Source organism: Legionella steigerwaltii, assembly GCF_001468065.1.
Classification (GTDB): Bacteria; Pseudomonadota; Gammaproteobacteria; order Legionellales; family Legionellaceae; genus Legionella; species Legionella steigerwaltii.
This window is the reverse complement of record NZ_LNYZ01000013.1, coordinates 90,755-104,832: the sequence shown is the minus strand read 5'-3', so window position 1 is coordinate 104,832 and position 14,078 is coordinate 90,755. Positions and strand designations below refer to the sequence as shown.

Here is a 14,078-nt window from a genome sequence, read left to right as displayed (position 1 = left end):
AGCCTGGGTGCTGCGAAGCGGAGCCTGGGAAAAATTTAACTATCTAAACCCGGGTTTCGCTTCGCTGCACCCAGGCTACAATTAAAATAAAAAAATTTAACGATTTGTTTCACTTAGCGCTGTTGCAAAACAGCGAGTCACCCACCCTGAACCAAGATAAACAAAACAATCGTGCAAATAATCAGTTAATTCTTCTTCTTCCATCATGTGCTCTTGACCAACAGGCTCAACATCATGGTGAAAATAAGTTTTAAAATAACGCATGGAAAAATCAACATAATCTCGTGTATGGAGAATAAAGGCATGCCACAGTTCATCAAGAATGAGTAAGGGCCCAAAAAGATAGGTCTTCTTACCTTGTTTTGCTCTTTGTACATTTAACCACATCCATGCGATTAAATCTGCAAATAAGACTTTAACTTCTTGCTCAGAAAACTCAGGATGATGATGGCAAAAATAATCTACTACCACCTGATTTTTGTAATCAAGCAGAGTAGATAAATCAATGTTGCTCATCCGCAACACGCTTTTTTAGTATTTGTTTTTTGTGTTACATAACGCACAATACGACAGATCATTTCTTCTTGAGTCATCATCATCCCCACAATTAATTATAAATAAACGGTGCAGACAGTCTAACCAATGTTCATAATGGAAGCAATTTAATTATCAAAACTCATCCTGAATATTCAGGATGAGTGAGAAATTACCAAATCACACAGCGTTTTTTATTCACCATTGGACTGTCATTTTGAATATGAAAAGCTTCCTGAAATTGAGGTATATTCGCCAGACTTCCATTTACTCTATATCGAGCTGGTGGATGAGGATCCGTAGTTACTTGATTACGTAGTTGTTGGGGTCTCATATTCATAGCCCATACGTGTGCTGTTGCTATGAAAAATTGTTGGTCTGGTGTCAAACCATTAATGGTAGGCGCATTTTTATATGCCTTCGAATGTTTAAATGCTCTATAGGCAAGTGTAATACCTCCTAAATCAGCAGTAGCCTCTCCTACGACCAGTTTTCCTTGCACATGCAAATTATCATCCACAACATATTGTGAAAATTGGTTTACAATGCATTGGGTTGCATTATTGAATTTCTCGAGATCGCTTGGAGTCCACCAATTCTTTAAATTACCATGTCCATCAAATTGCGCCCCTTGATCATCAAATCCATGAGTCATTTCATGTCCCATTACAAAACCAATTGCCCCATAATTCATTGCTGCAGGCGCATTAGGATCAAAAAATGGCGATTGGAGAATTCCTGCGGGAATATTTAAATTATTCATTGAGGGATCATAATATGCATTGATAGTCTGTGGCGTCATTCCCCATTCAGTTCTATCTATAGGTTTACCGATTTTATTCAGATCACGCTGAGTTAAAAACTCATTGGCTCTAATTACATTCAATACATATGGACCTCTATCCACTTTCAATTTGGAATAGTCCCACCACTTGGAAGGATAACCAACGCGTTCCTCCATCATATCAAGTTTTTTTAATGCAGCTTTGCGTGTAGCGGGGGTCATCCATGATAGGGTACTGATGTCTTCACGTAAAACGGTGCGAATATTTTTGAGGATATCCAATGCTTGTTTCTTATCTTCTGGAGAAAAATAGCGCGCTACATACATTTTACCTATAGCAAAACCTAATGCACTATTTTCTGTACTAACTACTCTTTTCCATCGAGGTAATATTTTCTCGGCTCCGGTCAGAACAGCAACCATTTTGAAATTCTGATCGACAAAAGGTTTTGATAAGTAGGAAGCAAAAGCATCAATTAAATGCCAACGCAGATAAGTTTTCCAATCTTCCAGGGACACTGTTTTTAATTGTTTATTCATATCCTTAAAAAAATCAGGCATTGCTAAGTTAATACTTTTAATCCGGGCTTGCCCTACTGCTGAAAAATAAGCAGGCCAGGAAAAATCGGGAGTTATTTGGGTTAGTTTCGCTCTATCCATAATATGGTAAACCGCATGGGGATCACGTTGTTCTACCTGAGACATAGAAACCTTTGCCATTTGCGTTTCTAATTTCATCACTGTATTGGCTTCCATTGCGGCTTTATCTGGAGCATCACCCAATAATTCAAACATCTTGGCAATATGGTTGACATAAGCCTCGCGAATTTGTTTGAATTTAGCATCTTCTTTTAAATAATAATCACGATCAGGCAAACCTAGACCGCCTTGTGTGGCCGCACCGATCATCTCTTTACTGTTTTTAAAATCTTGCATACTCCCAAAATTAAAAAATACATCGACACCGATTTGATGTAAGTGTGCTATTTCACTTTGCAGATCGATTAGATTTTTTAAATGATTAATGCGATCAAATTCAGATTGTAGGGGTTTAATACCGAGTTGGTTAATACTGTTTTCATCCATACCACTATAATAAAAATCACCAACTTTTTGTTCTATACTACCTGGCTTGGCATTGGTATTTTCTGAGGCTTTGATTAACATTTGATGAATAATATCTTGGACTTTCTCGTTAATCATATTAAAGCTTCCCCAGCTTGAATAATCAGGCGGAATTGGATTATTTTTTTGCCAACTACCATCAGCATAAGAATAAAAATCTTTAGCCGGTGAAATATTGGTATCCAACCAATTCATATGAAGTGCTTGTTCAGCTGGAGTTTTTTGTGGTTCAGTAGTTGCAGAATATATTGATGCACTGCATAACAAAGCAAAAGTAAAAAGACCTACATTAAGTTTCATGCCACAATGCTCCTTTACTAACATTTATCGTTAATTCACTAAGAATCTGAATAAAATGTAGCACAGATGGAGGCAAAATCATAACTAGGAATAGGTACGTTCATGCATATAACTATGTACCCATGTGTAGCTTTTTTCCGTAATTGTCAAGTTCTATGTTAATATTTACTCAATCGATTGGATTTTAGAACAGGTTATGGGGATATTTTTCTAAAAAACACAGCATACATCAGTTTCTTGCAAGATGTGCCAAATACAGCCGTTACCGCATAGGGGCTAAGCGCTTACTGTTTTCCTGGGTTCCGCGATTAAGTCTTTACCAAGCAACATTCTTATGCTTCAACTGGATAAAATTCAGTTTGCATTTTAGGAAGATATTCTTCAGTATCAAAATAAGTATATTCCCACGCGTCTTGTCTTGCCATTAATTCACGTAATAATCTGTTATTTAATTCATGGCCTGATTTGTAACCTTCGAATGCACCAATCAAACTAGAACCTAATAGATACAGATCACCGATTGCATCCAATACCTTATGAGAAACAAACTCTGATTCAAAGCGAAGTCCATCATCATTGAGAACACGATAATCATCAACAACAATGGCGTTATCTAAACTTCCGCCTTTAGCCAAATCACATTCTCTTAATTTCTCATAATCGGAAAGGAATCCAAATGTACGTGCTCGGCATACCTCCTTCACATAAGACGTTGTAGAAAAGTCAAAACTTACTGTTTGTGGTTTATCGTTAAAAGCCGGATGATCAAAATCAATCGTAAAGGAAATTTTATATCCATTGTATGGATAAAATTGGACAAATTTCCCATTGTCTTCCACGCGAATGGGCTTAAGAATACGTATGTACTTTTTAGGTGCATTTTGCTCGCGTATCCCTGCTGATTGAATCAGGAAAACAAAAGGAGCGGCGCTACCATCCATAATAGGCAACTCAGGAGCGTTTACATCAATATAGGCATTATCGATACCCAAACCTGCCAAAGCAGAGAGTAAATGTTCTACAGTTGCGATCTTAACAGGTCCATGATGTAAGGTAGTACATAACATCGTATCACCAACATTCTCATAGGAAGCTAGTATTTCTACTACAGGTGATAGGTCTACTCTTCTAAAAACTATACCTGTATTTACAGGAGCTGGTCTCAAGGTTAGAAGCACTTTTTCACCGGAATGCAATCCTACACCAGTTGCCTGGATCACCTTTTTAGGAGTTCTTTGATTTGTCATTCAGTGCTCACCTTGTTCCTCATATATCATTTTTTTAAATTTTTATCCTGCACGCAAAACTTTGTGATCGTAGCAACATTTTAATATTTAGTCTAATTATTTTTGTGCCTAAAGCTTAAATTTCCCTTCATCGACAATAAAGCAGATGAAGGGTCAAATTACTTATGCCTCTTCTTGCCGGCGCAAAAATGCAGGAATATCCAGATAGTCCACATCTGGAATACTATCACCACTTTGTTTTACAGCAGAAGACATACTTGATTGAGCTTGTTTGCGTACAAGAGCTGGTCTATCTAATTGCTGATAGTCCAAAGAACCATCACTACGAGTTGTTTCTAACAAACGGGCGCGATGAGATTGTGGTTGCATTTGCTGATGACGCTGTCTTGCATCCCCTAAACCAGTCACAATCACTGTGACGCGCATTTCATCCGTCATTTCAGGATCGATTACTGTTCCGACTACTACGGTTGCATCATCAGAAATAAACTCCTTGACTACATCGCCAACTTCCTCAAACTCACCAATTGACATATCAAGGCCAGCAGTAATATTGACGAGGATTCCACGGGCACCTGAAAAATTCACATCTTCCAATAAAGGAGAAGCAATCGCCGCTTCGGCAGCTTGGCGCGCTCTTTGTTCACCTACAGCGCTTCCTGTACCCATCATAGCCATGCCCATTTCGGACATCACTGTGCGGACGTCCGCAAAATCTACGTTAATCAAACCTGGACGGGTAATTAAATCAGAAATACCTTTTACTGCGCCAAGTAACACATTATTTGCTGCTTTGAACGCATTCAGAAGACTAATGTTCTTACCTAATACACTTAGTAATTTATTGTTAGGAATAGTGATTAATGAATCAACATGTTCAGCTAAACGACGAATTCCTTCTTCAGCTGCCAATGCTCTTTGTTTGCCTTCAAATGAGAATGGTTTTGTAACAACAGCTACGGTTAGAATACCTAATTCTTTGGCAATTTCCGCAAAAACAGGTGCAGCACCAGTTCCAGTTCCACCACCCATTCCTGCAGTAATGAATACCATATCTGCGCCACTTAAGATTTCTCGAATATGATCTCTATCTTCTTCTGCCGCTTCGCGACCTATTTGTGGGTTTGCCCCTGCACCTAAACCTTTAGTCAGCTCATCACCCAATTGAATGTGTATTTTTGCATTTGAGCCTCTCAATGCCTGAGCATCGGTATTAGCACAAATAAACTCAACTCCATCAATATTTTCTGCAACCATATGCTCAACAGCATTACCGCCACCGCCGCCAACACCAACTACCTTAATCACTGCATTATTACTATGCTGTTGGCCTTCCATTAATTCAAACATAACCTGCTCCCCTCACATGTTTATTCTTTTTAACAAAAAATCCGGCAATGCAACTCTTAATGGAATCAATTACCAATTTTCGTTTTAAATGTTATTTGTAACCTAAAAATTCCCCTGGAACCATTCTCTCATACGTGCCCACAAACTTTGGGTGTTATCATTCATTTTAGGTACATTGTAGTTTGATTCATATTGTTGTTGGTAACCTTGTAACAACAAACCTACGCCTGTAGCAAATGAAGGATTTTCAGTAGCCTCAGCCAATCCAGAAACATAATGAGCGCAACCTTTTCTCACTGGCATTTCAAAACAAAGCTCCGCAAGTTCAATACCACCCCTAACATTGGCAGCACCACCAGTTAAAACAATACCAGCAGCCATTCTGTCTTCAAAACCGCTACGTCGCAATTCATTACGTACTAAAGTAAATAATTCCTCATAACGCGCCGAAACTACATCGGATAAAGCTTTAGCTGATATTTTTCTTCCTGGCCTGTCGTTTACACTGGTAACTTCTAACATATGATCTGAGTTCGCTAACTCAGTTAATGCACATGCATGATTCAGTTTAATTGATTCTGCTGCTTTTGTAGGTGTACGTAGCGCCATAGCGATATCGTTGGTCACTTGATCACCAGCGATAGGAATGACCGCTGTATGTCGGATCGCTCCTTCGCAAAATATTGCAATATCTGTGGTTCCTCCACCAATATCAATTAGGCAAACACCAAGATCTTTTTCATCGTCAGTTAGTACAGCATGGCTTGAAGCCAATTGTTCAAGAATAATATCATTTACTTCTAAACCACAACGACGCACACATTTCACAATATTTTGTGCAGCACTTACTGAGCCAGTAACAATATGTACACGAGATTCAAGACGTACTCCTGCCATACCTATAGGTTCGCGAATGCTGCCTTGGTGATCTATAATAAATTCTTGAGGTAAAACATGTAGAATTTTTTGATCTGCAGGTATTGCTACGGCTTTAGCTGCGTCGATCACCCGTTCTACATCCGCCTGAGATACTTCTTTATCGCGAATAGCAACAATTCCGTGTGAATTTAAGCTACGAATATGGCTACCGGCAATACCAGCAAAAACAGTCCTCACCTCGCATCCTGCCATAAGCTCCGCTTCTTGAACAGCGCGTTGGATGGAGTTTACCGTAGCCTCTATATCAACCACAACACCACGTTTTAGGCCACGAGAAGGATGTCGACCTATGCCGATGATTTCTATTGAGCCATCCGATGTCACCTCTCCAATTAATGCGATTACTTTCGAAGTTCCAATATCCAAGCCAGTGATAATATCTTTTTCTATTTTTTTTGCCATTATCGTTCCGTTTGTTGTTTCCACTGCACTGCCATACCACGTGGATAACGCAGGTCCACGCTAGACAATTGCTCAATTTTTTCGGCAAACACTGCAGGATATGCTTTACAAAAACGCAGCAATCGTTCTTCTAACTCTTTCTTTCCTAAATATATTTTTATATCATTACCTAAAAGCAATACCCAGGATTGATTTTCTCGTAAATGCAGTCCAATAGCGTTTAAGCCGTACATTGATAATATCTTACTCAATTTTTCGTAAACTTGTAAGACTTCTGCTTGTTGAGATAATGGCCCTTTTAATCGGGGTAAGTTTAAACCCTCTGGAACAGCACCCTCATTAAATAATCTGCCGTCTTCAGTCATTAATGAATTATCCCAAATTGCGACTGGTTTTTTTTCAACAAGTCTTATTTTCAATGTATCTGGCCAAACACGCTCCACAGTTGCCGTATCAATCCAGTTCATTTCATTTAACTCATTCTGTAAGCTGCTTACTGATAAAGTAAAGAAGCTATCACTTAAATATTTTGCTAATACCCCTTCCAGCTCCTTATGAGTTACGTGCTCGTAATTTGCAGCAACTTTGATTGTAGTAATTGGAAACCGTTGCGCATCGGATACATAGTAATAACCGAGTCTACAAGCCAAGAATATGGCACTAAAACTTAATACCAATAACCAACAGATATAGCGCAAATTTCCAGAGTCAACATCCCTATTTTTATTCATGGCTTTCACAAATAGTTGGTTACTAAATGCTGGCGACAATGCTGATGTACCATAGCTATACGAATCAATTCATCCAATAATTCAGGATATGATAGACCACTCGCCTGCCATAATTTTGGATACATGCTAATTGAAGTAAAACCAGGCAAGGTGTTTACCTCGTTAAAATAAATGGTTTCGGTCTTGTCATTCACAAAAAAGTCTACACGGGCCATACCCTTACATTTTAATCGGATAAAAATATCTGCAGCTGCCTTTTTTAATTGCTCATATAAGCTTTGACTCAACGGAGCAGGTATAATCAGATCTGTTTGCCCACTCTCCAAATATTTCGCAGAATAAGAATAAAAACCGTCTGGATGATTAACCCTTATTTCCCCGGCAATACTAACTCTTGGTTCACCCGATGGGACAGTGCTCTCAAGAACTGAGAGTTCAATCTCTCGTCCAGAAACAAATGATTCAACTAAAATCTCTTCATCATAGCGTAAGGCATCATCTACAGCGACTAACAATTCAGCCATATCTTTTGCTTTATGGATACCTACACTGGAACCCATTGCACACGGTTTAACAAATAAAGGCCATCCAAACTCTTCTGCAACCCGCTGACAAAAGTGTTGTCTTTCAGATGCTGAACTGTGCCAAGACAAAAGCTTATAATTTGCTGACTTTAACCCATTGACACAGACTATACGTCTTGCCATATCTTTATCCATTCCAATGGATGAAGAAAGTACATCACAACCAACATAGGCCACACCTGATAATTCAAGCATCCCTTGCAAGCAACCATCTTCATATAATGGGCCATGTACTACAGGAAAAACTACATCTGCATCAACAGAGAAACGTCCATTAATAAATAAACCAGCTAACGGTTTTGCATGTTCTGTAACCACTGGAAGTTTTTCTTTATAGGCAAGTAAATCCTGATATTGATGCAGATAAAATAAGCCATCTTTATCCATTGCTATAGGGATAATGTTATATTTTCCAGCATCTAAATGCGCAAGAACAGATGCAGCTGAAATCAAAGAGATTTCATGTTCTCCAGATTTTCCACCATAAAGAAGAACCAGGTTGAGAAGCTTGGACATTAGCGGTCTCCGATTATATGAACTTCGCGCATCAACTCAATTGTTGTCTGCTCACGAACTTTAGTTTGTACCAAATGAATCAATGCTTTAATATCAGTTGCGGTTGCTGAACCTCGATGATTGATAATAAAATTTGCATGCTTCTGAGAAACCATCGCACCTCCAACACGCCAGGTAGTATATTCAACCGAAGGCTCATTATAAAGCAAAGTGCCCGGATACTCACCATTAAGGTTGCAAACATTCTCAGTTGGACTCATGTTGCTCTCACAATTCTTTCATCAAGTTCACAGCAATTTGGCCAATACTTCCAGCACCCTGCATCAAAATCACATCACCATCTTTAATTAACTGATTTAGCTTTGTTTTAAGCGATTGCTCATTCACAAGAGTTACTTTTTTATCTTTATTCCTAATTTTCTGTGCCAAACTCTCACTGGTTATCCCAGGAATTTCAGGTTCACCTGCTGAGTAAATGTCAAATAAGAACAATTCATCAGCAAGACTTAACACATCTACAAACTGATCCTGTAATGATTGAGTTCTTGTATAACGATGGGGTTGAAATACATGGACGAGCCGTTTGTTTGGCCAAACATGTCGAAATGCATCTATAGTTGATAGAATTTCTTGAGGATGGTGACCATAATCGTCAACAATAAGAGCCGAACCATTCTCAAATCTCTTCTCACCTAACATTTGAAAACGACGACCAACACCTTGGAACTTTGCCAAAGCACGTACAATAGAAGCATCATCAACACCTAATTGTGTTGCAATTGCAATGGCAGCCAAAGCATTTAATACATTGTGACGGCCTGGATACTGAAATTGAATTTTTAAAGCGGTATAAGGTACAGGACGTACCACAGTAAACTCACTAAGCAGTTCATTTTGCGTCCAATTAATCGCACGGTAATGTGCTTCTTCAGCAAACCCGTAAGTCAAAGTAGGTCGTTCAATAGCTGGAAGGATTTTACGCACTTCTGGGTCATCGATACATACCACTGCTAAACCATAAAAAGGCAAATGATGTAAAAACTCAAGAAAAGTTGTTCTTAATTTATCGAAATCATTCTCATAGTTATCCATATGATCTGCATCAATATTTGTCACTATTGCCATCATCGGTTTTAAGAATAAAAACGACGCATCACTTTCATCGGCTTCAACAACAAAATATGGGGATTGACCAAGTTGAGCATTGACTCCCAGACTATTTAATTTTCCGCCGATCACGAAACTAGGATCCAGGCCACCTTCAGCCAAGAGACTACTTACAAGACTTGTTGTTGTCGTTTTACCGTGGGTACCGGCTACGGCAATACCATGACGAAAGCGCATGAGTTCAGCAAGCATCGCAGCTCGTGGGATTACTGGAATCATTTGTTCACGAGCAGCCACAATTTCAGGATTCCCCATGCCTACAGCAGAAGAACGAACTACAACATCAGCGCCTTTTATATGTTCGGCTTTATGTCCCATATAAACGGGAATGCCTAATGATTTTAACCTTTGTACCGTACTGCCTTCACCCAAATCGGAACCAGTAATACGATACCCTTGGTAATGTAATACCTCAGCGATACCACACATACCAACCCCACCAATTCCAACGAAATGTATTTGTTCTACACAGCCCATCCTTGAAGCTATAAATTGTCCCGAATTAGCCACAAACTCCCCCTTATGCTGACAATGCCCCTGTGGACCTGTCACGAAATGAACCTTACAGCTAGGATCCCATCTTGCCATGATCTTGCTGCGTTCTTCAATCGCAAAATGCTCAATGTACCTAGAGTACACCTACGCTTTTATTCAATCAGAACGCAACAACCCTATACCAATCTGAGCGCTAGCTGTAAGGTTCATTTCGCGACAGGCCCTAATCCCAGAGCTTGCCAACGATTTTCATGATCGATGCGCAATAATAACGCAATTACAACACAATTGATAACCATACTTGCACCGCCATAGCTCATTAATGGTAAAGTTAGTCCTTTTGTGGGTAGTAAACCCGAGTTAACTCCCATATTAATAGCGGCTTGTAGCCCTAACCAAAAAGTTAAACCATAAGCAGTATATGAAGCAAACAATCTCTCTTGTACATAGGCATTGTATGCAATAGTCATCCCTCTAATTACTAATATAGTGTATAAGATCATGACCATTAAAATACCGATTAAACCCAATTCTTCAGCTAAAACAGCAAATAAAAAGTCGGTATGTGCTTCTGGTAAATACAATAATTTCTGAATACTTTCCCCCAAACCAGCGCCAAACCACCCTCCTCGACCAAATGCTATCAAGGACTGAGTCAACTGATAACCACTATTATACTGATCTGCCCAAGGATCTAAAAACGCAGTTAAACGAGCCACTCGATAAGGAGATGAAACCGCTAAAAAGGCCAGTGCTGCCATAACGACAAACATTAAGCCTATATAATAGCGTAATTTTACACCAGCTAAAAATAACATGGCCATAACCGTGCCTGAAATGACCACCGTAGCACCAAAATCAGGCTCAAGTAATAACAAAAAGGAAACAACTCCCAAAATCACCATGGGCTTAATAAAACCCAAAATACTGTTACTGACTGCTTTTTGTTGACGTACTAAATACCCCGAAAGATAAAAAATCATAGTAAGTTTTGCGAGTTCAGATACTTGGATACCTATTGGTCCTAAAGCTAACCATCGTCGGCTGCCATTGACTGTACGACCTATCCCAGGAATTAGTACAATAAGCAAAAGCAACAAACAAATTAACAGCATTGGCATGCTGATACGTTCCCAAAAACTGCTATCCGTCCGGATCACGATGAGGGCAATCATTAAACCTGCAAATAAATAGCATGCCTGACGAATTAAAAAATGAAATGGTTGATGGAAATATTTAGTAGAGATCATGACTGAACTTGAAGCGACCATCATCAGCCCAATGATCAGCAAACCAATAACTACACTAATTAGCCATTTATCATAAAGTGAAATAGGCCTGCTAACAGGTTTTCCCCTTTGATTTACATGTCTAGGCCGCATCGGTTACAATCCATTCACTAATAAAGCAAACGATTCGCCGCGATGATTAAAATCACGGAACATATCTAAACTAGCGCATGCTGGAGACAATAAAACAACATCGCCTGGTATTGCCTGCGATTTGGCTACCGCTACAGCATTATCCAATGAAGAAGCACGTGAGATTGGAACTACATTAGCTAAAGCAACCTCCATTTTATCTGCGTCTTCACCAATTAAAATGATGGATCTTACATAAGCAGCAATAGGTTGAGCCAACTCACTAAAATCGGCACCCTTTCCTTGCCCACCTGCAATAAGTACAATTTTTCCCTGCATAGAACCTCCTATTCCATTAATTGCAGATATGGTTGCACCAATATTCGTCCCTTTTGAATCGTTAATCCAATCAACGCCATCAAGAGTTCGCACCCATTGGCAACGATGAGGTAACCCCGTAAATGAAGTCAAAACGTTCCTGATGTGTTGATGTGAAATACCTGCCACATCGGCCAAAGCAGAAGCTGCAAGCGCATTAAGCCAATTATGAACTCCTTTGATCAATATAGACTCAACAGGCAAAATACACAGATCACCCTTTGCCAAATATATTTTATCTTCCTGAGTGATCAAACCCCAATTGTTTTTTTCAGGTGCGTCAGCGCCAAAAGAAATATGATTAACCTCGGTATTTGGAACAGTATAGGGATCATCGCGATTAAATAGTGCAACGCGCGCTTGATGATACACTCGTTGTTTGGCTTGGGCATAAGCCTCCATAGTATGGTGTCTGTCTAAATGGTCGGGAGTTACATTCAAAATAGTCGCGGCAATTGGAGCTAAAGAATAAGTTAAATCTAATTGAAAGCTAGATAATTCTAAGACCCACAAATCATACTGATGCCCATCATGAAGGATATCGAGGACGGGTGTTCCTATATTTCCGGCCACAGCAACTCTATATCCTGCAACCTTCGCCATTTCCCCTACTAAAGTAGTAACTGTTGATTTCCCATTAGTTCCAGTAATTGCAATTACCGGGGCATGAATCTCTCGAGCCAAACATTCTATATCACCATATACCGTTACCCCCATCTGCATGGCTTTTTTCAAAAAAGGAGTATCTAAAGGCAACCCGGGGCTTGCAATAATATCTGACAGCTGGGCTATTATTTCGTCAGGAATATGTTGTGTATAAACTGGAACATCGGGAAATTCTTGAGTAAACTCAGCGACACTTGGAGCTTGGGCACGTGTATCAAAAGCAATAAAGGGCTTATTTTTTCTACGTAAGTATCGTGCTACCGACACTCCCGTTTTACCCAAACCAGCAACTAAATACAAAGGATGAGTCATGAGTGTATCCTTTTTATCGAAGTTTCAAAGTGGCTAATCCACATAACACAAAAACAACCGTGATAATCCAAAATCTGACAATTATTTTAGGCTCTGACCATCCTTTTAATTCAAAATGATGATGTAAGGGTGCCATTCGGAATAATCGCTTACCATGAGTGTACTTAAAATAACCTACCTGTAAAATAACAGAAATTGTCTCAATAACAAATAAGCCACCCATCATTAATAAAACCAATTCCTCTCGGATAACTACTGCAACGATACCTAAAGCAGCCCCTAAAGCTAAAGAACCTACATCCCCCATAAATACCTGTGCGGGATAACTATTGTACCAAAGGAAACCAAGCCCTGCGCCAACAATCGAGGAGCAAAAAATCGTTAACTCCCCTGTATTAGGAACATAGGGTATCCCTAAATAAGGCGCATAGACGGAGTTACTGGAAGCATAAGCAAAAATCCCCAAGGCGCCAGCAACCATGACTATAGGCATAATCGCTAAACCATCCAGGCCGTCAGTCAAATTCACTGCATTGGAACTACCGACAATTACAAAATAACCGAGAATAGGAAAGAAGATCCCTAAACCTATAGTTAAGGATTTAAAAAAGGGTACCGTCAACTGAGTATGGACAGGTAAGCTCGCATGCATGTATAAATAAATTACTGCAATAAGGGCAATTACTGATTGCCAAAAATATTTCCAACGTGCAGGTAAGCCTTTGCTGTTTTTTAATACTAATTTACGATAATCGTCCACCCAGCCTACGACTCCATTTGCTAAGGTTACCAAAAGAACAAGCCATAAACTGGACTGTTGCAAATCGCCCCAAAGCAAACAGCTCACAGTAATAGCCAACAAGATTAAGACCCCTCCCATAGTTGGGGTTCCTGCTTTTGACAAATGTGTTTGGGGACCATCATCCCTTACCATCTGACCAATCTGCAAACTACGTAACCAACGAATCATCACAGGACCACAGACTAACCCGACTATAAGTGCAGTCAAAGAAGCTAAAATAGATCTAAAAGTTAGGTATTGAAAAACTCTTAACGCATGATACTGTCCTTGGAATAGCTGCGTTAGCCAGTAGAGCATAATTGTTCCTCTTGTTAACCCCAATTAAAGCCTATTTACAATTCGTTAGACTGAATCGCAAGGCCTTGCGACCAAGATAACAGGCTCT

11 protein-coding genes and 1 pseudogene are annotated in these 14,078 nt (G+C 39.5%); all 12 read right to left on the bottom strand.

The window, feature by feature from the left end:
- Nucleotides 1–96: 96 nt before the first annotated feature.
- A complete protein-coding gene (locus tag Lstg_RS08300) occupies nucleotides 97–516 on the bottom strand; it encodes a glycine-rich domain-containing protein (protein ID WP_058477204.1) in 420 nt (139 codons plus the stop codon).
- A gap of 190 nt (nucleotides 517–706) precedes the next feature.
- Nucleotides 707–2,743, bottom strand: coding sequence for a M13 family metallopeptidase (locus Lstg_RS08295; RefSeq protein ID WP_058477203.1), 2,037 nt, complete (start codon nucleotides 2,741–2,743; stop codon nucleotides 707–709).
- Nucleotides 2,744–3,075: 332 nt separating this feature from the next.
- Nucleotides 3,076–3,990, bottom strand: a complete 915-nt coding sequence (lpxC, locus tag Lstg_RS08290; RefSeq protein WP_058477202.1) for a UDP-3-O-acyl-N-acetylglucosamine deacetylase — start codon at nucleotides 3,988–3,990, stop codon at nucleotides 3,076–3,078.
- A gap of 162 nt (nucleotides 3,991–4,152) precedes the next feature.
- Nucleotides 4,153–5,340, bottom strand: coding sequence for a cell division protein FtsZ (gene ftsZ / locus Lstg_RS08285; RefSeq protein WP_058477201.1), 1,188 nt, complete (start codon nucleotides 5,338–5,340; stop codon nucleotides 4,153–4,155).
- A 102-nt stretch (nucleotides 5,341–5,442) separates the two neighbouring features.
- A complete protein-coding gene (gene ftsA, locus Lstg_RS08280) occupies nucleotides 5,443–6,681 on the bottom strand; it encodes a cell division protein FtsA (RefSeq protein WP_058477200.1) in 1,239 nt (412 codons plus the stop codon).
- The gene (locus tag Lstg_RS08275) at nucleotides 6,681–7,412 is read right to left on the bottom strand and encodes a cell division protein FtsQ/DivIB (protein ID WP_058477199.1); all 732 of its coding nucleotides are present in this window, start codon (nucleotides 7,410–7,412) and stop codon (nucleotides 6,681–6,683) included. The genes ftsA and Lstg_RS08275 overlap by 1 nt, the downstream gene beginning before the upstream one ends.
- 5 nt (nucleotides 7,413–7,417) lie before the next feature.
- The gene (locus Lstg_RS08270; RefSeq protein WP_058477198.1) at nucleotides 7,418–8,512 is read right to left on the bottom strand and encodes a D-alanine--D-alanine ligase family protein; all 1,095 of its coding nucleotides are present in this window, start codon (nucleotides 8,510–8,512) and stop codon (nucleotides 7,418–7,420) included.
- Nucleotides 8,512–8,679, bottom strand: a pseudogene (locus Lstg_RS08265) (UDP-N-acetylmuramate dehydrogenase); the annotation flags it as partial. The gene Lstg_RS08270 and the pseudogene Lstg_RS08265, both read right to left, overlap by 1 nt.
- 100 nt (nucleotides 8,680–8,779) lie before the next feature.
- Entirely contained in the window at nucleotides 8,780–10,189 is a 1,410-nt protein-coding gene (murC, locus tag Lstg_RS08260) for a UDP-N-acetylmuramate--L-alanine ligase (protein WP_058477196.1), read from the bottom strand.
- Nucleotides 10,190–10,380: 191 nt separating this feature from the next.
- Nucleotides 10,381–11,556 (bottom strand): putative lipid II flippase FtsW, encoded by a 1,176-nt coding sequence (gene ftsW, locus Lstg_RS08255; protein WP_058477195.1) that lies wholly within the window; start codon nucleotides 11,554–11,556, stop codon nucleotides 10,381–10,383.
- Nucleotides 11,557–11,559: 3 nt separating this feature from the next.
- Nucleotides 11,560–12,891: a UDP-N-acetylmuramoyl-L-alanine--D-glutamate ligase gene (gene murD, locus Lstg_RS08250; RefSeq protein ID WP_058477194.1), complete on the bottom strand. Its 1,332-nt coding sequence runs from the start codon at nucleotides 12,889–12,891 to the stop codon at nucleotides 11,560–11,562.
- 13 nt (nucleotides 12,892–12,904) lie between these two features.
- Nucleotides 12,905–13,990, bottom strand: a complete 1,086-nt coding sequence (gene mraY, locus Lstg_RS08245) for a phospho-N-acetylmuramoyl-pentapeptide-transferase (protein ID WP_058477193.1) — start codon at nucleotides 13,988–13,990, stop codon at nucleotides 12,905–12,907.
- Between the last annotated feature and the right edge of the window lie 88 nt (nucleotides 13,991–14,078).